Source organism: Rhodanobacter caeni (assembly GCF_039523575.1).
Classification (GTDB): domain Bacteria; phylum Pseudomonadota; class Gammaproteobacteria; order Xanthomonadales; family Rhodanobacteraceae; genus Rhodanobacter; species Rhodanobacter caeni.
Genome location: NZ_BAAAFO010000001.1, coordinates 746,573 through 766,183 on the forward strand (window position 1 = coordinate 746,573; position 19,611 = coordinate 766,183).

At 64.8% G+C, this 19,611-nt stretch carries 21 protein-coding genes; 12 read left to right on the plus strand and 9 right to left on the minus strand.

The window, feature by feature from the left end; all coding sequences use genetic code 11:
* The first annotated feature begins 110 nt into the window (after positions 1-110).
* The 4 genes from ABD017_RS03490 to ABD017_RS03505 all read left to right on the plus strand — a co-directional run bounded on the left by ABD017_RS03490 (position 111) and on the right by ABD017_RS03505 (position 4,938).
* On the plus strand, positions 111-1,841 hold the full coding sequence (locus ABD017_RS03490) for a restriction endonuclease subunit S (protein WP_343880168.1): 1,731 nt from the start codon (positions 111-113) through the stop codon (positions 1,839-1,841).
* A 244-nt stretch (positions 1,842-2,085) separates the two neighbouring features.
* Positions 2,086-2,658 carry a hypothetical protein gene (locus ABD017_RS03495; protein WP_343880170.1) on the plus strand — a complete coding sequence of 191 codons (573 nt, stop codon included), beginning with the start codon at positions 2,086-2,088 and terminating at the stop codon, positions 2,656-2,658.
* Positions 2,655-3,659 carry a restriction endonuclease gene (locus ABD017_RS03500; RefSeq protein WP_343880172.1) on the plus strand — a complete coding sequence of 335 codons (1,005 nt, stop codon included), beginning with the start codon at positions 2,655-2,657 and terminating at the stop codon, positions 3,657-3,659. Before ABD017_RS03495 ends, ABD017_RS03500 begins: the two co-directional genes overlap by 4 nt.
* Positions 3,660-4,080: 421 nt before the next feature.
* Positions 4,081-4,938: a hypothetical protein gene (locus ABD017_RS03505; protein WP_343880174.1), complete on the plus strand. Its 858-nt coding sequence runs from the start codon at positions 4,081-4,083 to the stop codon at positions 4,936-4,938.
* A 120-nt stretch (positions 4,939-5,058) separates the two neighbouring features.
* On the opposite strand, the gene ubiM is transcribed toward ABD017_RS03505, so the two are convergent.
* Entirely contained in the window at positions 5,059-6,378 is a 1,320-nt protein-coding gene (gene ubiM / locus ABD017_RS03510; protein WP_343880176.1) for a 5-demethoxyubiquinol-8 5-hydroxylase UbiM, read from the minus strand.
* A gap of 201 nt (positions 6,379-6,579) precedes the next feature.
* Here ubiM and ABD017_RS03515 point away from each other — a divergent pair, with 201 nt between their 5' ends.
* The gene (locus tag ABD017_RS03515; RefSeq protein ID WP_343880178.1) at positions 6,580-7,941 is read left to right on the plus strand and encodes a GGDEF domain-containing protein; all 1,362 of its coding nucleotides are present in this window, start codon (positions 6,580-6,582) and stop codon (positions 7,939-7,941) included.
* A gap of 74 nt (positions 7,942-8,015) precedes the next feature.
* Here the strand turns inward: ABD017_RS03515 and ABD017_RS03520 are convergent, their stop codons facing one another.
* Positions 8,016-9,536 carry an FAD-dependent oxidoreductase gene (locus ABD017_RS03520; RefSeq protein WP_343880180.1) on the minus strand — a complete coding sequence of 507 codons (1,521 nt, stop codon included), beginning with the start codon at positions 9,534-9,536 and terminating at the stop codon, positions 8,016-8,018.
* Between the two features lie 80 nt (positions 9,537-9,616).
* Between ABD017_RS03520 and ABD017_RS03525 the strand changes: the two genes are divergently transcribed.
* From ABD017_RS03525 to rsgA, 4 genes are all read left to right on the plus strand, one after another.
* Positions 9,617-10,075 (plus strand): MarR family winged helix-turn-helix transcriptional regulator, encoded by a 459-nt coding sequence (locus tag ABD017_RS03525; RefSeq protein ID WP_343880182.1) that lies wholly within the window; start codon positions 9,617-9,619, stop codon positions 10,073-10,075.
* A gap of 101 nt (positions 10,076-10,176) precedes the next feature.
* Entirely contained in the window at positions 10,177-11,001 is an 825-nt protein-coding gene (locus ABD017_RS03530; protein WP_343880184.1) for a helix-turn-helix domain-containing protein, read from the plus strand.
* Positions 11,002-11,082: 81 nt separating this feature from the next.
* Positions 11,083-11,649 carry a DUF1579 family protein gene (locus ABD017_RS03535; protein ID WP_343880186.1) on the plus strand — a complete coding sequence of 189 codons (567 nt, stop codon included), beginning with the start codon at positions 11,083-11,085 and terminating at the stop codon, positions 11,647-11,649.
* A 302-nt stretch (positions 11,650-11,951) separates the two neighbouring features.
* Positions 11,952-13,019 carry a ribosome small subunit-dependent GTPase A gene (rsgA, locus tag ABD017_RS03540; RefSeq protein ID WP_343880188.1) on the plus strand — a complete coding sequence of 356 codons (1,068 nt, stop codon included), beginning with the start codon at positions 11,952-11,954 and terminating at the stop codon, positions 13,017-13,019.
* Positions 13,020-13,118: 99 nt separating this feature from the next.
* Here the strand turns inward: rsgA and ABD017_RS03545 are convergent, their stop codons facing one another.
* A complete protein-coding gene (locus tag ABD017_RS03545; protein WP_343880190.1) occupies positions 13,119-13,451 on the minus strand; it encodes an MliC family protein in 333 nt (110 codons plus the stop codon).
* A gap of 199 nt (positions 13,452-13,650) precedes the next feature.
* Between ABD017_RS03545 and ABD017_RS03550 the strand changes: the two genes are divergently transcribed.
* From ABD017_RS03550 to ABD017_RS03560, 3 genes are read left to right on the plus strand one after another with little or no spacing between them, the layout of a single operon-like run.
* The gene (locus ABD017_RS03550) at positions 13,651-13,809 is read left to right on the plus strand and encodes a BrnT family toxin (protein ID WP_343880192.1); all 159 of its coding nucleotides are present in this window, start codon (positions 13,651-13,653) and stop codon (positions 13,807-13,809) included.
* A complete protein-coding gene (locus tag ABD017_RS03555; protein WP_343880194.1) occupies positions 13,791-13,946 on the plus strand; it encodes a BrnT family toxin in 156 nt (51 codons plus the stop codon). The genes ABD017_RS03550 and ABD017_RS03555 overlap by 19 nt, the downstream gene beginning before the upstream one ends.
* Entirely contained in the window at positions 13,930-14,226 is a 297-nt protein-coding gene (locus ABD017_RS03560) for a BrnA antitoxin family protein (RefSeq protein WP_343880196.1), read from the plus strand. The genes ABD017_RS03555 and ABD017_RS03560 overlap by 17 nt, the downstream gene beginning before the upstream one ends.
* 78 nt (positions 14,227-14,304) lie before the next feature.
* Here ABD017_RS03560 and ABD017_RS03565 read toward each other — a convergent pair whose 3' ends face one another.
* The 6 genes from ABD017_RS03565 to ABD017_RS03590 all read right to left on the minus strand — a co-directional run bounded on the left by ABD017_RS03565 (position 14,305) and on the right by ABD017_RS03590 (position 19,505).
* Entirely contained in the window at positions 14,305-15,072 is a 768-nt protein-coding gene (locus ABD017_RS03565; protein ID WP_343880198.1) for an ABC transporter permease, read from the minus strand.
* On the minus strand, positions 15,069-15,995 hold the full coding sequence (locus ABD017_RS03570) for an ABC transporter ATP-binding protein (RefSeq protein WP_343880200.1): 927 nt from the start codon (positions 15,993-15,995) through the stop codon (positions 15,069-15,071). Before ABD017_RS03570 ends, ABD017_RS03565 begins: the two co-directional genes overlap by 4 nt.
* 156 nt (positions 15,996-16,151) lie before the next feature.
* Positions 16,152-16,934: a 3-keto-disaccharide hydrolase gene (locus tag ABD017_RS03575; RefSeq protein WP_343880202.1), complete on the minus strand. Its 783-nt coding sequence runs from the start codon at positions 16,932-16,934 to the stop codon at positions 16,152-16,154.
* 22 nt (positions 16,935-16,956) lie between these two features.
* Entirely contained in the window at positions 16,957-17,859 is a 903-nt protein-coding gene (locus ABD017_RS03580) for a hydroxypyruvate isomerase family protein (protein ID WP_343880204.1), read from the minus strand.
* Positions 17,856-18,914, minus strand: a complete 1,059-nt coding sequence (locus tag ABD017_RS03585; RefSeq protein WP_343880206.1) for a sugar phosphate isomerase/epimerase family protein — start codon at positions 18,912-18,914, stop codon at positions 17,856-17,858. The genes ABD017_RS03580 and ABD017_RS03585 overlap by 4 nt, the downstream gene beginning before the upstream one ends.
* Positions 18,915-18,917: 3 nt before the next feature.
* Positions 18,918-19,505, minus strand: a complete 588-nt coding sequence (locus tag ABD017_RS03590; protein WP_343880208.1) for a gluconate 2-dehydrogenase subunit 3 family protein — start codon at positions 19,503-19,505, stop codon at positions 18,918-18,920.
* Positions 19,506-19,611 lie beyond the last annotated feature (106 nt).

Genomic DNA, 19,611 nt, shown 5'->3' on the forward strand with positions numbered 1-19,611 from the left:
TGGATGACTCGCTTCGCTTGCCCCTGCGAGGCCGTCCTCCGGACGTTCTGCGCGCTGCGCGCTTGTCCAGCGTTCGCTGGAATGACGATGGTTGAACTGTCGAGGCAAGTATGAACGCATCGCGTATCGCGGAACGCGGCATGTCGTATGCACTGCGAGCGGAGCCAGCGTTTGCGATATCGTTCGATCTGCTGGCGACGGCGCCGCAGGGCGTGGCGAAGTTGCGGGAGTTGATTTTGTCGTTGGCGGTGCGGGGGAAGCTTGTCGAGCAATCCCGCACTGATGCACCAGCAATTGTCCTGATGCAGATGGTTGACGAAGAAAAGGCCAAGTTGGTTGCAGTTGGTGAGATCAAACGTGGGAAACCCTGTCTTCCAATCTCTGAAGACGAGGTTCCTTATGAGCTTCCAGCAGGCTGGCAATGGATTCGTCTCGACCAACTGCTTTCAAAAATCGGAGCCGGAAGTACGCCACTGGGAGGACGCGAGGTCTATGTCTCTGCAGGCGTGAAGTTCCTTCGCTCTCAGAACGTCTGGAATGATGGCCTCGCGTTGAACGGCGTGGCCTACATTTCGGAGGCGGTTCACAAGCGGATGAGCGGCACCAAGGTTGTGGCCGGCGACATCCTCTTCAACATTACGGGTGCGTCCATTGGGCGTTGCGCGCTGGTGCCCGACGATTTCGATGAGGCCAACGTAAGTCAGCACGTCACCATCATCCGAACGGTGCTCGGAAGCGTCCGGAAGTTCTTGCATCTCGTGCTGATGTCTTCGCACGTACAACAAACTGTGATGGATGTGCAGGTCGGCGTGTCACGAGAAGGTTTGAGCATCGGAAAGCTTCGACAGTTTGTCATTCCGCTTCCACCCCTCGCCGAACAAGCCCGCATCGTCGCCCGCGTCGAGGAGCTAATGCAGCTTTGCGACACGCTGGAAGCGCACGGCCGGCTGCAGGACGAGCAGCATGCGCGGCTGGTCGCCACGCTGTTCGACGCGCTCGCCGCCAGCGAGTCCGCCGAGGCGCTGGCCGGAAACTGGCAGCGCATCGCCACCCACTTCGACCTGCTGCTCGACCGCCCCGAAGCCGTCGACGCCCTCGAACAAACCCTCCTGCAACTCGCCGTCCGCGGATTGCTCGTTGCGCAGGACCCCACTGACGAACCAGCCAGCGAATTGCTCGGTGGCATGACGTCTGCAGATGTGCCTGAGGAAAGTCAGCCATTCGACTTGCCAGAAGGCTGGGAGTGGCGGCAACTTGGGTCGCTGCACCCTGAATTTCAGAACGGCGCCTCAAGTAGGGGCGATCCAAATGGAATTCCGGTAACAGTCATTCGGCTCGCTGATATCAACAACGGCCGGGTTGCGCTACATGACCCGAGAGTGCTGCCCATCAATGCCGTTTCAGTGCGAAAGTACGGGATCGACCCAGGTGACATCCTGATCATCAGGGTCAACGGTAGCTCCGACTTGGTAGGGAAATTTGTACGCTGTACCCAAAAGCTAGACGCAATCTACTGCGATCACTTCATCCGCATGCGGTTGCCAGCATCGGTTGTTGCACCCGAATTTCTTGAGCTGGTTGGATCGGCGAAGGTGGTGAGGGACAAAATATCGGCCATGTTTGTTACGACTGCTGGCCAGAAGACCGTAAACCAAGGTCATATTCGGGCGCTCTTGATACCCCTCCCGCCCCTCGCCGAACAACACCGCATCGTCGCCCGCGTCGAACAACTGCGCCGCCTCTGCGCCGAGCTGCGCGAGCGCCTGCAGCAAGCCCGCGCCACCCAGTCCCGCCTCGCCGATGCATTGGTGAGCGCAGCCGCCCAATCGCCTTCATGCTGAGCGCCGTTATCAAACCCGCGCTGGATTTGTGCCGCGACGGGATGGCGGCTTGGAAGAGGCGCCGCAATCCCGCCTGCGCCCAGGCACAACGCCTGCTGGATGCCTTCGCCGCCCACGGCGTCGCCGGTGTGCAGATTCCCCGTCTGCTGCCCGAGGCACTGGCCCTGCCCAACGCGGCCTTCGCCGACGCGGATGATCTCAAGGACAAACTCACGCCACGCTTGCTCGACTGGGCGGCGGACACGTGGCCCTTCGCCGTGGTTGGCTGGATGGCGTTGACTCCCAGCGCCATCATCGCGTGCAGGGCTACAAGCACCCGTCGATCTATCACGACTGGCTGCAACAGCGGCAGAAACTTTTCCCCGACCTCGATCGCATCATCCACGTCTTCGTGGCCAGCAAGGAACCGCTAGGCCCGCAAAGCACGGGGTCGCTGTGCATTGCCTACGGCGAGTGTTTCGACACGCTCGATACGCAGGAGCTGAGCCGCTACTGGCTGCTCTCCGATCACTGGCGCCTTGATCATTCGCCCTGCACCGTCAACCTGATGGCGCTCTGCGCCATCGCGGCCGATCTCGACATCATGGTCATCGGCCATGGCATCAGGCAGGAGGCGCTCGCGCGTCTTGACGATGGCCAGCTGTTCGTCCCGCAGGTGCTAGCCCTCGACACCCATCGCTGGTTTCCCTCGGATCTGATCGACCCGCCACCGGGCCAGGACAGCGAATGGCAGCGAATCCTTTGGAATGACGCAAGGGCCATGCTTGAATCCGGAAATCCATTGAACACGAGCGCGACCAGGGGGAGTGTCGAATGAGCGAGAACGCGATCTGGGGTATCCATGCAGGACGCACTGGTGATGCGGACGTGTTGTTCCTCAAGCAGAACTGCATTGCGTTGGGCTGGGATGCGATGGGCGACTTGTCCGAACTGTCGCCTGACCGCGAAGCGTTCAGGCAGCGGTATGTGCAGGCCTATCCAAACGCCAAGAAGGGCGGCATCGCCACGGTCTCGGGCGTCCCGTTTCGTTTTCTGCATGAAATGAAGCAGGGCGATCTGGTGGCGTACCCATCCAAGCAGGACAAACAGATCCACATTGGCCGCATCGTCGGTGAGTACCGCTACGAGCCCAGCGGCGAAAAGGGTTATCCGCATCGCCGCAAGGTGAAATGGCTCAAGCACGTACCGCGGCTCGATTTCACTCAGGGCGCGCTGTACGAGATCGGCTCGGCGCTCAGTCTGTTCCAGATCAAGAACTATGCGGACGAGTTCCGCGCCGTGGTGGAAGGCAAGGACACTGCGGTTGTGACCGTGGATCAGGACGAGACCGTGTCGGGGGTTTCGGAAGAGATCGAGGATACGACCCGTGACTTCGTGCTTAAGCGGTTGGCGCAGCAGCTGAAGGGTTTGCCGCTGGAAGGTTTTGTCGTACACCTTCTGCAGTGCATGGGTTATCACGCGCGCCTGACGCCGAAGAACGAGCCGAGCGTCGATGTCATCGCGCACAAGGACGATCTTGGCATCGAGCCTCCCATCATCAAGGTTCAGGTAAAAAGCAGCCCCGGCACCGCTACCGACAAGGACGTGTCCGCGCTCTACGGCAAGCTCTCACTCAGCGAGTACGGTCTGTTCATCACCTTGGGCACGTTCAGCCCGCAATCCCGAAATTTCGAGCAGAGCAAGGCAAATCTTCGACTGATCGATGGCGACGAACTGGTTGAACTGATCTTTCAGCACTACGAGAAGTTCGATTCCCAGCACAAAGGCATGATCCCGCTGAAAAGGGTCTATGTTCCGCAAGTTTTGGGCTCGGACTAGCCAGGGCTGGTGCGCCAGCACAAAGGTGCACGGTCAATTTTGCTTGACCAGCGAAGTTGTCAGGGACTATGTCCCGCCGCTTCCAGCGCTGCGTCGTCCAGTGCCAGCAGGGCCTGCATTTTCTGCGGTGGCAGGGTCAGCCACCGAGGATGTGTAGGGATCATGCAGCGGCAGCAGGGCCATGGTCTGGCCAATGTCCAATCATTCCCACGCCACCTGATCGTGCGCAACGTCGTGTTGGAGAAAACCTGTCGAGGACAATATCGCGAGCCACGCGAACTAGGCGTATCGTTCGCAGACGGCGCCGACTCAGGGGTGAGGTGCCGCCATGCACTGGAATGCCGCGCCGATGCGGGTGCCACGGGCGTGGAATCATCGACGCATCCCCCAGCGAATTCCAAACCACGCGAGGGTTCCACACATGTCACGTTTCGATTTTCTCCGCGGCGCCGTCGGCGTGGGGCTGGGCCTGGCTGTGGCCTGCGTATCGCTGCCCGTATCCGCCGACACGCCGGTTGCCGTGACCTTTGCGCCAAACAGTGTGTGGGCGCAGGAAATCGGCAGTCTTGACCGTTCCAACAAGTCGGTCGAATACACGGTTGCCGGCGTGGCGGGCAAGACGTTCAAGCTCAATCTCCTCACCCGCAACCCGAACGTGCAACTCAAGGTGAAAGATCAGAACCGCAGAAAAGCAGTCCTGGATTCGCAGAAGACTGGCGAGACCACCTGGACAACGGTCAACCCGGCGGACACGACGTATACGATCCAGGTCTACATCGATCCTGCCGCGGTGCCCTCCGGTGAGACCGTGAAATACGCGTTGCAAATCGGCCAATACGGGGTCGAAGACTTTCAGGCGCCGGCGACTGCCGTGACGTTCGAACCCGGCAAACCATGGGCGGTGCAAAGCTGGATACTGGGGGCGGACGCCACGTCGCAGAACTTCAGCGTGGCCATCGCTGCAGGCATGACCGTCAAGGTCAATGTCATCTCCAGCAACGCCAAGGTGCACTTCAAGGTGGATGACCAGACCCATGGCAAGCCGCTGGTCGACACGGCGACGTCCGGGGCGGAGACGTGGTCGCAGTCCGTTGGCGCTGCGACGACTTACAGGATTCAGGTGTACGTTGATCCTGCCGCAGTGGCATCAGGACAAAAAGCACAGTTCACCTTGCAGGTGGGGCAGTACGCGTCCGGGGACGCCCGTCCCGAGAAGCTGGCCGGCGCGAGCAGTGCCGCGTCGCCGGCGGGTTCGGTGGTTTCCGAAAGCGGCCACTGAGAAACGGGGCGGAGAGTCATTCTCCGCAGACAAGGTGTCAGGGACGAATGGCTGATTTGAGCGTGAATCGCCACTCTTTCGTCATTCCCGCGAAAGCGGGAATCCAGTGACTTCGGTTTTTTACGGACGGCCAATGGCACTGGATCCTCGCTTTCGCGAGGATGACGGGCTTAGGTCAGTGCCATTCGTGTCAGGGGTGATTGGTCCAACAGGTAGCACCCGTCCCAGACGCGGGAATCGAAACCGGGAAATGCGTACTCCCGTCCCACCTTCCGCCACCAGCCCCTTCATCACCGCCATCCGGAACGGCCGCAGCCGCGCGCCCGCCCGCAATGTCAGCTTGCGCACCACCCGCGCCGGCCGTCGGTCGTCGGTATACAAACCCGCCAGCATCTGGGTGGCCAGATACAACGGACGCGTAGCCAGGCGGTGCTGGCGCTCGTAGCGGCGCAGGAGCTCGGGGCTGTGGATCGGTTGCCCGGCCGCAGCCGCAGCGCGCAGTTCGCGTGCCAGGGTGGCCTGGCCGAGCAGGCCGAAATTGAAGCCGTGCGCGGTGACGGGATGCATGCCGACGGCAGCGTCGCCGATCAGCGCGAAGCGTTCGGCCACGAAGCGTTTGGCGTACACGCCGACGAGCGGATAGCTGCAACGCGGGCCGGCCACCCGCATCGCGCCCAGGCGTTGCTGGAAGCGGGTGGCCATCGCCGCTTCCAGCGCCGCATCGCCCAGCACCAGTAGGGCCTGCATGTGCTGCGGTGGCAGGGTCAGCACCACCGAGGAGGTGTGCGGATCGTGCAGCGGCAGCAGGGCGAGTGTCTGGCCGACGCCGAACCATTCCCACGCCACATGCTGGTGCGCCACATCGTGCTGCATGCGCAGCACCAGCATGGTTTTGCCGAAATCGTGCATGTCCGCGGCGATGCCCATGGCGCGGCGTGATTCGGAGTAGCGGCTGTCCGCGGCGACCACCAGTTGGGCGTGCACGATGTCGCCGGTACTCAACTCGACCTGGGCGCCGTCGCTGGCGGCGCGCACGCCGGTGACCTGCACGCCGGTGATCCGCTCGACCTCGGGCAGCGCCATCACTTCGGCGTACGCCGCGCGGCGGATGGCATGGTTGGACAGCAGCCAGCCCAACTGCGGTTTGCCGGTCTCGTCGTGGCGGAACATCAAGCCGTCGCGATCATCGCCATCGATCACCATGGCGTCGCGCAAGGTGCCGATCTCGTCCTCGCGCAGCCGTGCCCACAGGCCCAGTTCGCGCATCAGGCGCTGCGAGTGATGGGTGATCGCGATTTCGCGCCCGTCATCCGCCGGGGCGCTCAACGCCGCCTCGGGCTGTCGCTCGACCAGTGCGATGCGCAGGCCGCTGCCGGCCAGCGAGCGGGCGAAACACAGTCCGGCGGGGCCGGCGCCAATGATCACGATATCGAACGACATATGCAGGACGCTCCCATTGAGTCGCTGCAAGCTACCGTTTGACTCGCCCGCCCGTGCTGATCCTGGTCATGGCGTGGACGCCTCGCCGGGCTATTCTCCGGGTTCGGTTCAACAGCCTCATTGGCTCGGCGACCTGCCATAACGCGTGCGTTTCGCTATTCCGGCGCCTAACATGCGAAAAAATCGGAGCAAGCGCAGGCGATGGATACCCAGGGGTCAATAGTCGCGTCGTCGCAAACGGTCGAGCAACTGGAACGCGCCTGCGAGGGCTGGCGACGGGTCGACAATCTGTTGCGTCGGTTGTGTTCCCGCCTGACCTATGCGGCCGAAGGCCGCGCCGGGATACTCGACGCCACCTTGAGCGAACTGCGCCAGCGCCTGCGTGAGCCGCTCGAAGAGGCCGCGCTGGAGTCGTTGCTGCTTCGTCTTACCGATGCCGTGCGCGCGCTTGATGCCTTGCCTGTCGAAGCAGCGCCGGTCGCGCCGATGGACGAGGTGGCGGCGGAAGTAGTTGTGCCACCGCGTTCGGCCACCGCCAGCCTGTTGCTGCAATTGATCGACCGCCTGGGACTGGAGGACAACGCCACCGAGCGCCTGGACAACGTCCGCAAGGCGATTCTGCAGGCCAGTGATGAGGCGGCACTGGCCGCGCAGGCCGAAATTGTCGCCTGCATGGTCAACCGCCATCACCGGCAGCTCGACGACCAGCGCGCAGCCGCCGAGGCGCTGTTGGCCCAGGTCACCCTGCAACTGGGCGAACTGACGCGCTACCTCGACCACGAGAGCACCGACCGTCACGACGGCAAGGGCGCACGACAGGAACTGGACCGTCACCTGACCAGCGAAATCGACGCGCTGGGCACCCATTTGCATCAGGCGCGCGATGTGAGCAGCCTGCACCAAGAGGTGCAATCACGGCTGGGCGCGATCGCCAGCCACCTGAAGACGTTTCGCGAGCGCGAAGACGCGCGCGAACGCGAATGGCGCCTACAGTCGGAGCGGATGAGCCAGCGCATCGGCGAACTGGAGCGTTCCGCGCAATCGTTCGAGGCCCGTCTCAGGCAGAAGCAGCAGCTTGCCTCGATCGACCCGCTTACCGGCATCGCCAACCGGCTGGCGTTCGAGCAGGACATCGAGCGGGTCTGCGCGCAGGTAACGCAGGATGGCGCCGAAGCCTGCCTGCTGGTCATCGACATCGATCACTTCAAGAAGATCAACGATCGCTTCGGCCACGCCGCGGGTGATCGCGCATTGCGCATCGTGGCCGAGCAACTCGCCACCCGGCTGCGCGCCGACGACTTGCTGGCGCGCTACGGTGGCGAAGAATTCGTGGTCCTGCTGCCACGAACCGATGCGGCGGCCGGCCGTGCGATGGCCGAAAACCTGCGCGCCTGCATCGAAAGCGTTGCTTTCCGCGGTCAGAAACGACCCGTGCAAATTACCCTTTCATGCGGGGTCACCGTGCTGGGCAAGGGTGATACGCCGGGGGATGCCTTCGATCGCGCGGACCGCGCGCTGTACCGCGCGAAGCACCGCGGACGCAACCGCTGCGTGATGTTGTGAGAAGGGTTTGACCACCTGCGGCCAGCGGGACGGTTGAGCCGGTTTCCCGCGTTGCCGAACAGTCGCGCGTGCGCTCAACGGCACGCCGCTGCCGCCATACCCGTGGCCGTGGTCACGCCGACCTGATGCAGATAAGTCAGCAGCGCATCAGTGTCCGTTGTGGTCGCGAAACCGGCCGTGTACCCGTCCGGGCGCACCAGCACCCAGCTGCCTGGTTCCAGTCCGTAGCCGTCGCGGACATAACCCTGCGTGTCGACCACATCGCCGCGCTCGCCAAATACATGCACGCGCAGTTGCGCGTGTACGGGGATCGCGTCGTGGTCCACCGCGTTGCCCAGCAATGTCCAATGCGGCCCCCGGAACAGATCGAACAGCCGAGCCTGCGTACCCGAGGCGCGATGGATCGGGGCATCGGGTGCGCGGTCGCCGGCCTGCAGTGCATGCGATCGGACCGGACCTTGCAGCACGAGCGACGAGCCGGCGTAGCCCAGGTCGAGCTGGCGCGCGTCGCGACCGCGCTGGTAGTCGCCCTTGCGGGCGGCGTCGAGCAGCCGGGTGGACAAGCCGAGCACGTTCGCGGCAACGGGGCGGCGTTCCTCCTCGTAGCTGTCGAGCAGGGCACCAGGCGCGCCGGCCAGCACGGCGGCCAGTTTCCAGCCCAGGTTGTAGGCATCCTGCACGCTGGTGTTGAGGCCCTGGCCGCCGGTGGGCGGATGGGTGTGCGCGGCGTCGCCGATCAACAGCACGCGGCCCACGCGGTAACGGTCGGCCAGGCGGGCGTTCATGCGGAAGACGGAGGCCCAGGCCACGGCGCTGACGCGGATGTCGTGACGGCCGGTGCGCTCGGCCACCAGCGCATCGAGGTTGGCGGCGGAGAGATCGACGTCGCCCTCGAGTGGCACCGGCGCCTGGATCTGGAACAGCTCCGTGCCCCGCAGCGGGCAGATCCCGACCTGCCGTGGCGAGCCATCGCCAAAGCGGTGCCAGGCGTCGCGATCCAGCCCGCTGAGCGTCACGTCGGCCACCATGCCGCGAATGTCCAGTGTCTTGCCGGGAAAGCCGATGCCCAGCGCCTGGCGCACGAAGCTGCGGCCGCCATCGGCGCCGATGAGGTAGCGGGCGTGCACGGTTTCCTGACCGTTGGCGGCCGAAAGCGTGGCCTTCACGCCTTGCGCGTCCTGTTGCAGCGCCACCAGCTCGCAACCGAATTGCACCTGATGTCCCAATTCGGCGAGCCGGCCCCGCATCACCCGCTCGGTGAGGAACTGCGGCAGCATCCATGGCATGCCGTAGGGCTCGGTAGGCGTGGCGACCGCATCGGCCGACATCGGCGTATCGGCATGGCTGCCGTCGTCGCGATACGCGCGCTGCGGCGGGTAGGGCCCGCCGAGGGCATGGATGCGGTCGGCGATGCCCAGGTCGTCGAACACCTCCAGCGTGCGCGGCTGCAGCCCCTTGCCGCGCGAGCCATGGAAGGGACGTTCCATCTTTTCGATGAGGCGGAAGGCCACGCCGCGGCGTGCCAGGTCGATGGCCAGGGTGAGGCCGGCGGCGCCGGCGCCGCAGATCAGTACATCGACGTTCGATACGTTCATGGCGTTCTCCAGATATGTGTAAAATGCACGTAATTGGAGGGAAGAATATGGCTACGAAGAAAAATGTGCAAGATGCACATATGTCGGTGAACATCCGTGCGCTGCACGATGCGTTGCTGAGCGTCATCGGCGTGATGAGCCGTCCGGACGTGGACGAGCGCATGGTGCGCGAGGCCGGTATCGCGCTGGACGGCGCGCTGTTTCCGCTGCTGGTGATGGTCGAGCGGTTCGGCCCCATCGGCATCGTGGAACTGGCCAACCGCGGCGGGCGCGACTACACCACGGTGAGCCGACAGGTGAGCCGGCTGGAAAGCCAGGGCCTGGTCGAGCGGCGTTCGCACGACAACGATGCCCGTGTGCGCGCCGTTGCGGTGACGCCCAAGGGTCAGGCGATGACGGATGCGCTGGATGCGGCGCGCGAGCGCATGGCGCGCGCGATGTTCGCCGACTGGAGCAAGTCGGACGTCGATACGCTGGTCAGTCTGCTGCAACGGTTTGCCGGCGGCCTGGAACGGCACGCGCGCGGGGAGCAGGAATAGGCTGCGCCGCGAATCGCCGAACGAGATCGCCGAACGAAACGATCGCCCGCCGGCGCTGCGCATTGGGTAGCATCCGGCATCTTTCCGTCGCGGACCGCAGCATGGCATCCCCAACGCAAGCGCTTTCTCCGGGCCATCCGCCGATCGGCGCGCTGCTGCGCGAGTGGCGCACCCTGCGGCGCATGAGCCAGCTCGACCTGGCGCTGGAAGCGGGCCTGTCGGCGCGGCATCTGAGCTACGTGGAAACGGGCAAGGCGCGCGCCAGCCGTGAACTGGTTTGTCGCCTGGCCGACGTGTTCGGCATGCCGCTGCGCGAGCGCAACGCGCTGTTGCTGGCCGCCGGTTATGCGCCGCAGTATCCGGAGAACGCGCTGGCCACGCCGGCGCTGGAGCGGATGCGGCAGGCGATCGAGCTGATCATCGCGCACCAGGAGCCGTATCCGGCCTTCGTGATCGACCGGCAATGGAATGTGCTGATGGCGAACGACGCGGCGGTGAGGGTCAACCGCCTGCTGATGGACGGCCGCGAAAGCCGGCACGCCAACCTGCTGCACCAGGTATTCGACCCGCTGGATTTCCGCCCGGTGATCGTCAACTGGCCGGAGGTGGCGGAGAAGTTCATCCGCCATGCCCACGAACAGCTCGCCGCCGCACCCACCGATGCCGCGTTGCAGACCTTGCTGGCCGACGTGCTGGCTTATCCCGGCGTGCCCGCTCATTGGCGCAGCCGCGACCTAGAACGCGCGCCGGTGCCGGTATTGACGCTGGTGTTTCGCAGCCGCCGGGGCGAGCTGCGCTTTTTCGAAACGATCACCACCTTCTCGATGCCGCGCGACGTCACCCTGGACGAACTGCGCATCGAATGCGCGTTTCCCGCCGACGATCACACCGCCGCGGTCTGCGCCGAACTGGCCGCATCCGCGTGATGGGCGATGACCTCGGAGGTTATTGAGCACTGCCGACCGGCTCTTCATCCTTGGCCCTCCTTCACCATCAGGATGGTCACGATGAGCAAGCGTTCGTTGGCGGCATGGAGCTGGATGTTGGCGATCGCCACGACGATCTCCACCGGACTGGCCATCGCCGCAGGCAGCCCGGCAAGGGCACCCCAGGTCGACGCGCAACATGCGCAGCTCGCCGGCCTGACCGGGCATTGGTCCGTGCGGCAATTGATGTGGACCGATCCGCAGTCGCCGCCCGTCATCGATCAGGGCGACGCCAGTTATGCGATGGTGCTCGGCGGCCGCCATCTGCGGCAGCAGTTGCACATCGCGTCCAGCAAGGCGTTCGAAGGCCTGGGCTACATCGGTTACGACGACGCCACGGGCAAGTACTACAGCAGCTGGATGGACACCAATTTCTCCGGGATCATCCTGGCGTACGGCAGCTACGACGCGGCGAGCCGCACGTACAGTCTGGTCGGCGAAATGGCCGGCAAGCACGGTGCGTCCGTTCCGGTGCGCGAGGTGATGCGCATCGCCGACCGCGATCATTTCACCTACGAGTTCTACGAAACGCGTGGCGGCAAGGAAGCGCTGGCCGTCCGCCTGCAGTACACGCGGATGGATGGATGAAAACCGGTTTGCCGCGGCGGTGCCGATGGTTTCCACCGCGGCGGCGCGGCCTGGTTATGGCTTGCGTGGCGCCCACGCAGGCGATACCCTGCGTGACCCTTTCCACCCACCCGAGCTTGGAGGATCGCTGACCATGATTGTTCATCCCACGACTTCCGCCGGGTTGGCGTTGCGCTGAACCCAAACGCCTGGATGGCCGTCCATCGGCCCATCCACTTTTTCCGCTACGCGTTGACCCCGGCGTTCCGTTCGACCTCCCGCGAGGGCGGTCGCCACGTTCTGTCACTTTTCCCGGGTTACGCATGTCCATTCAGGCATACACGCTGTTCCAGCTCGGCTGGCGGCCGGGTTATTCGCAACATCTCACCCTGCAGGATTTCGAGGCGGGTTATCCAGCGCGCGTCGTTGGTGTGCATCGCAGTGGCCTGTCGGTGCTGTCCGCGCGGGGCCTTGCGACGGTCGCTTTGCCGCGCGACGTGGCTGCGGGCGTCGAACCCGCGGCCACGGTGGGCGACTGGCTGCTGGTCGAGATGGAAACGCCGCGCGTGCTGCGGCTGATCGAGCGGCAATCGTTGATCGCGCGCATCGCGGCCGGCTCGGAGCACCGCGTGCAGGCGATCGCGGCCAACCTCGACACCTTGTTCGTGGTCACCTCCTGCAACGACGACTTCAACCTGTCGCGGCTGGAGCGCTACCTGGCCGTGGCGTTCGAGGCGGGCGTCGAACCGGTCATCGTGCTGACCAAGGCCGATCTCTGCGCCGACGTGGAAACCTGTCTCGACGCCGCGCGTTCCATCGCACCCGCCATTGCCGTCGTATCCATCGACGCCACCTCGGCGCCATCGGTGGAAAACCTCGCCCCATGGCTGGGCAGCGGACAGACGGTGGCTTTCGTGGGCTCGTCCGGCGTCGGCAAATCGACCTTGGCCAACACGCTGATCGGTAGCGCGGCGCAGGCCACCGGCGGCATTCGCGAGGATGATGCGCGTGGCCGCCACACCACCACGGCGCGGGAGATGTTCGCCTTGCCCGGCGGCGCGTGGGTCATCGATACGCCGGGCATGCGCGAGTTGCGTGTCGGCAGCGTGGAAACCGGCATGAACGCCGTATTCGACGACATCGAGGCGCTCGCCGCGCAATGCCGATTCCACGATTGCCGCCACCAGGGCGATCGCGGTTGCGCCGTGGCGGCGGCGATCGACGACGGTTCGCTCGATGGCCGCCGGCTCGACAACTATCGCAAGCTGCAACGCGAAGCGGCCAATGCAGCGCGTTCGACCAGGGAGCGCCACGAGCACGATCGCCACTACGGCTTGCTGAACCGCCGCACGCAACGATCGCAGCGCGAAAAGAAGGGACGCGACTACTGAGGGAGACGGCGGGGCGTTTCGCCGTTCGGCGGGCCGCCCCACGTCTTCGCTAGTGCGCGCGCTGGTGGCGCCGGTTCAACGCGAGGCGCTGCGCGATCTTCAAGGTGCCCGGCACGACACGCCCGGCGCCGAGGCGTAGCTTTCACCCGACTTCAACGGCGCCAGCCACGCCTGCATGCCCTTGCTCCACCATTGCCAACCGTCGCCGATGTAGCGCGCGCCGCTGCCGGAAATGGCGATGTGCAGGTGGTGGGTCTTGCCGTCGAAGGCGAGTTCGGCCGTGTCCGTATCCGGATAGCCAGCTCGCACGATTCGGCCATCGTCGCAGGTGTAGGCCAGCGTTTTCGTCACGGCGGCGGGCGCCGGGGGCGGCGACGACTGGCAGCCAGCGAGCAGGAGGGTGAGGGCGATCAGCGGAATACGGTCGGCCATCGTTTGCGCTCCTGTGTCGATGTTCGGCGCGCGCTTGTGCGGCAGCCGTTCGCGGTCGAGGGTATCCGCTGATGCCACGGGCGTGTCGAGATTTCATGAAGCGGCGGCGCAGACATGCCGTGGCCGCCCAATACCGGGATTTGACGTCCTTACCTCATGTAACTACTTTTGATAACTACATATTCAGGAGCCCAAGGAAATGGACTTCGAATGGGACGACGCCAAGGCGGCCTTGAATCTGCGCAAGCATGGCATCGCGTTCGAAGAAGCTGCACGCGTGTTTCTCGATCCGGGCCGCGTCGACATGATCGATGATCGCGAGGAGTACGGAGAGGAGCGTTGGCTGAGCGTTGGCTGAGCATTGGTTGGGTGGATCCCGTGCTTCTGGTGGTAGTGCATGCCGTGCGTGGCGTCCACGGTGAAATCATCCGCATCATTTCCGCCCGCAAGGCCAACGCCTACGAACGAGCCATTTATCATGAAGCACAAAATTGACCCCAAACATCCGAAGCCGCTGGGCGCCGCACAACGCAAGCGCCTGCAGGCCGTCGCGGACATGCCGGACGAGGCCATCGACTACAGCGACATTCCCGCGCTGTCGGCGGCGTTCTGGGCGGCGCATCGCCCCGCGCGTACCGAGCCGAAGGCGCAGGTGACCTTGCGTATCGACCGGGATGTGCTTGATTACTTCAAGGGTGGCGGTTCGGGTTACCAGACGCGGATCAACGACGTGCTGCGCAGCTTCGTCATCGCGCACACGTCCGGTCGGCGTTGAACCTGCGGTTGGCGTTCCGGTGGTGTCGCCGGCGTCGTGAGGACGCTGGGCGGTTTTACCTTGCGGCAGGGCGCCGCATCAAGCCTTCAACCGATACCCCGTGCGGAAGATCCACCACACCCCGGCCATGCAGGCGGCCAGGAACAGCAGCGTCATGCCCATGCTGATTTCCACGCTGACGTCGGATACGCCGTAGAAGCTCCAGCGGAAGCCGCTGATCAGGTACACCACCGGGTTGAACAGGCTGATCTTCTGCCACAGCGGCGGCAGGATGTGGATGGAGTAGAAGCTGCCGCCCAGGAAGGTCAGTGGGGTGACGATCAAGAGCGGTACCAGCTGCAGTTTCTCGAAGCCGTCGGCCCAGATGCCGATGATGAAGCCGAACAGGCTGAAGGTCACCGAGGTAAGGATCAGGAACGCCACCATCCAGATCGGATGGGCGACGTCGAAATCCACGAACAATCGCGCGGTGACCAGGATGATCACGCCCAGCAGCACCGACTTGCTGGCGGCGGCGCCCACGTAGCCGCCCAGGATTTCCAGATACGACACCGGCGCGGAGAGGATCTCGTAGATGGTGCCGGTGAACTTGGGAAAGTAGATGCCGAACGAGGCGTTGGAGATGCTCTGGGTCAGCAGCGACAGCATGATCAGCCCGGGCACGATGTAGGCGCCATAGCTGACGCCGTCGATGCCGCCCATGTGCGAGCCCATCGCCGCGCCAAACACCACGAAGTACAACGTGGTGGAGATCACCGGCGAGACGATGCTCTGCAGCAGGGTGCGGCGGGTGCGGGCCATCTCGAAGCGGTAGATCGCGCCCATGCCATGCCAGTTGAATTTCATGCGCGGTCCTCCACCAGGCTCACGAAAATATCCTCCAGCGAACTCTGGCGGGTCTGCAGGTCCTTGAAGTCGATGCCCGCTTCGCCGAGCCGGCGCAGCAGCGTGTCGATGCCGGTGTTCTCGCCCTGGGCGTCGAAGGTGTAGACCAGTTGCTGGCCGTCGTCGGAGAGCGCCAGCGGATAGCCGGCCAGGGCGGCGGGAATCGCCTGCAACGGCGCCTGCAACTGCAGGATCAGCTGCTTGCGCCCCAGCTTCTCCATCAGCTCGGCCTTGCCCTCGACCAGGATCAGCTCGCCCTTGTTGATCACGCCGATGCGATCGGCCATTTCCTCGGCCTCGTCGATGTAATGCGTGGTGAGGATGATGGTGACGCCGGTGTCGCGCAGCGCGCGCACCATCGCCCACATGTCGCGCCGCAGCTCCACGTCGACGCCGGCGGTGGGCTCGTCCAGGAACAGGATCGGCGGCTCGTGCGAGAGTGCCTTGGCAATCATCACGCGACGCTTCATGCCACCGGACAGCGTCATCAGCTTGCTGTCCTTCTTGTTCCACAGCGAGAGGTCCCTCAGCACCTTCTCGATGTACGCGCTGTTGGGCCGCTTGCCAAACAGCGCGCGGCTGAAGCTGACCGTATCCCACACGGTTTCGAACGCGTCGGTGGTGAGCTCCTGCGGCACCAGGCCGATGCGCTCGCGTGCGGCGCGGAAATCGCGCACCACGTCGTGGCCATCAGCCAGCACGTTGCCGCTGCTGGGGTTAACGATGCCGCAGATGATGCTGATGAGGGTGGTCTTGCCGGCGCCGTTGGGGCCGAGCAGGGCGAAGATCTCGCCGCGGCGGATCTGCAGGTCGATGCCCTTGAGCGCGCTGAAGCCTGAGGCGTAGGTTTTTGTCACCTGGCGCACGTCGATGATCGATTGCACGGTGCGTGTTCCTGTCGCATGCGAAGCGGCCGAGTATAAACACTGCGGCCGTCGGGGCTGTTCGCTTTTTGTTGCGCGGCTCCCGGGCAACGCATCGGGCGACTTGATGGTTGCTTGATCCCCTCTCCCGGAAGAAGGTTCGGGCGGAGCGGTCGCTCAATCCAGCGGACGCACCCAGATGTTGCGGAAGCTGATCGGCTGCGAGGGATCGCCGTGCGCCTGCAGCTTGATCGGCGCATCGGTGTAGGACGTGTACTTCGGCTTGCCGATGTAGACGGTTTCGCCGGCCAGCGCGGTGTGGTTTTGCACCAGCACGCCGTTGTGAAGCACGGTGACATGGGCCGGCGAGGTGAGCGCGCCGTTGGCGGCGAATACCGGCGCCGTCCAGATGACGTCATAGGTTTGCCATGCGCCCGGCGGACGCATCGCATTGACCAGCGGCGGCGTCTGCTTGTAGATGCTGGCGGCCTGGCCGTTGACGTAGGTGGGGTTGTTCCACGAATCCAGAATCTGCAGCTCGTAGCCCGCATCACGCGGCCCGGTCGAGGCGAGGAACAGGCCGCTGTTGCCGCGCGCCTGGCCTTCGCCGGTGATGTCCGCCGGCACCTGCCATTCCAGGTGCAATTGATAATTCCTGAACCGCTGCCGGGTCTGGATGTTGCCCAGCGCCTTGTCGACCGTCAGCACCCCGTCGCGGACCTTCCAGCGCGCCGGCGAATGATCGGCGACGGATTCCCATGCATCCAGGTTGCGGCCGTCGAACAGCACGATCGCATCGGAGGGCGGTGCGCCGGGGTGATCGCCCGGCGTCACCCGCTTGGGCACGGGCTGCCATTGTTCGGTGGCCGCGGGGTCGGTGGATGGGTGATCCGCGGCAACAGCGAACGGCGGCATCGTGGTTGCCAGCGCGGTGAGGACGAACGCGGTTTGCCACTTCATGGGCAGCTCCGAGAAAGGAAAATCACACCGTGCACAGCCGCGCCGCATCGGCGAAGGCGGCGAACGGGTCGGGTCCCGCCGGCACGAACTCGTGCGCGATATAACCCTTGAAACCCAGGTCCGCGATCGCCTTGGCGATGGCGTGGTAGTTGAGCTCCTGCGTGCCGTCGATCTCGTGGCGGCCCGGCACGCCGGCGGTGTGGAAATGACCGATCCAGGCGATGTTGTCGCGGATCGTGCGGATCACGTCGCCCTCCATGATCTGCATGTGGTAGATGTCGTAGAGCAGCTTCACGTGGGGCGAGCCCACGCCCTTCATCACGGCCACGCCGAAGCGTGTGCTGTCGCCCTGGTAGCCGGGGTGGTCGACCTTGCTGTTGAGCAGTTCCACGCAGATCGTGATGCCGTTTTCGGCCGCGTACGGCGCGATCTTCGAAAGCCCCGCGACGCAGTTGTCGATGGCGTGGCCTTCGTCGATGCCCGGCTGGCGGTTGCCGAACATCGTGATCAGGTTGGTGACGCCCGCGCGTCTGGCCAGCGGAATCGCGGTTTCCAGCTCCTTCAGCAGCACGGCGTGATGGGCCGGGTCGTTGAAGCCCATGGTGAGGAAGTTGTCGCGTTTGGCGGGGTAACCCATCGATACCGCCAGGCCGCTGTCGTTGACCACCGCCCATTCGTCCGCGTAGACCAGATCGACACCGGTAAAGCCGATCGCCTTCAGGCGCCGGCAGAGTTCGGGCAGCGGCGCCTGCGAGGTCCAACGGCTCAGCGATTGCTTCAGGCGTCCTGGCGCGATGTTTTGCGACACCGGCGATCGTGAGCCGCTGTCCGCCGATGCGGCCAGCCATGGCGCCGCGCCCAGCGCGGTGAGCGTGGTGCCGAGCCAGGCCAGCGCATCGCGCCGGGTAAGGCCGCCGGTGCTCATGGGTCGATACCCAGCACGCGGCGATTCAACGCCGCGTCGGCGCCAGTGGCGGCGAAGTCATCGAAAGCGCGCCCGGTGACCTTGATGATGTGGTTGCGGATGAAGGCCGCGCCTTCGGCCGCGCCCTGCTCGGCGTCCTTGATGCAGCACTCCCATTCCAGCACCGCCCAGCCCGGGTAGCCGTATTGCGCGAACTTGCTGAAGATCGAGCGGAAGTCGATCTGTCCGTCGCCCAGCGAGCGGAAGCGGCCGGGGCGATCGATCCAGTCCTGGTAGCCGCCGTAGACGCCGGAGCGGCCATTGGGGCGAAACTCGGCGTCCTTCACGTGGAAGGCGCGGATGCGCTCGTGATAGAGGTCGATGAAGGCGAGGTAGTCCAGCTGCTGCAACACCATGTGGCTGGGATCGTAGAGGATGTTGGCGCGCGGGTGCTGGTCCACCGCGTCGAGAAAGCGCTCGAAGGTGGCGCCGTCGTGCAGGTCCTCGCCCGGATGCAGCTCGAAACAGACGTCTACACCGGCGTCGTCGAAGGCATCGAGGATCGGGCGCCAGCGCTTGCCCAGTTCCGCAAACGCCTGCGCGATCAAGCCGGCCGGACGTTGCGGCCACGGATAGAACAGGTGCCAGGCCAGCGCGCCGGAGAAGGTCGCATGCGCGGTGAGGCCGAAGTGCTCGCTGGCCTTGGCCGCCAGCTTCAGCTGTTGCACGGCCCAAGCCTGGCGCTCGGCCACGTTGCCGCGCAGCGCCGGCGGGGCGAAGCCGTCGAACAGGCGGTCGTAGGCCGGGTGCGACGCCACCAGCTGGCCTTGCAGGTGCGTGGCCAGCTCGGTCACCGCCAGTCCGTGTTCGGCCAGCATGCCGGCGATGTCGTCGCAATACGTCTTGCTGGCGGCGGCCTGTTCCAGGTCGAACAGGCGGGTGTCGTTGGTGGGAATCTGCACGCCGACAAAACCCAGCGACGCCGCCCAGCGGGCGATATGGGGCAGGGTGTCGAACGGCGCGGTGTTGCCCGCGAACTGGGCCAGGAAGATGCCCGGGCCTTTGAGTGTTTTCATGGGTCAGAGCCTCAAGACGGTTTCGACGGCCCAGGCGCGGCCGTTGCCCGCCTTGGACAGGGGCACGTCGGCCTGGTAGCCGCCGGGGACGGCCACGTACTGCAGCACCTGCGTGCAGCCGGGTTCGGACATGAAGAAGCCCAGCATCGCCAGCTTCTTGGTCATCAGCACGAAGGCGGGGGCGGAGAGGTGATCGATGTGGCGGCCTTTGGCGAGCGCTTCGGCGTGCAGCCGGGTGACCAGCGCCTTGCGCTGCGCGGCATCGAGGCGCAGGAAGGGCGTGTCGCTGGCGCCACGGAAGCTGGCCATCGCGGCCAGGTAGCGTGCCTGCTCTTCCTTCGAATACACATCCTTGAACATCTGGTCGATGAAACGCGGCACGCCCGCGTCCACGGCGCCGGGCGTGTCGGTGCGGGGAATGATGATGTCGACCACGGCGGCGATCAGCTCGCCCTGGGGCTCGGTGAAGAAACCGGCCCCGGCGGCCGGCTTTTGCGCGGCGGCGTGCGCGTCGAACACGGCCAGCAGCGGCGCACCGGCCGCGCTGAGCGCCAGCGCGGACATGCATTTCAACCATTCGCGACGGTTCATGGCGTCTCTCCTCAATGCTTGAGAAGAAAACCACATCCCGTGGTTTCTTCTGTCGCGCGTCCGGTACATGCCCGGACGCGCTCACGTGAATCAGTCGATTCGCGCC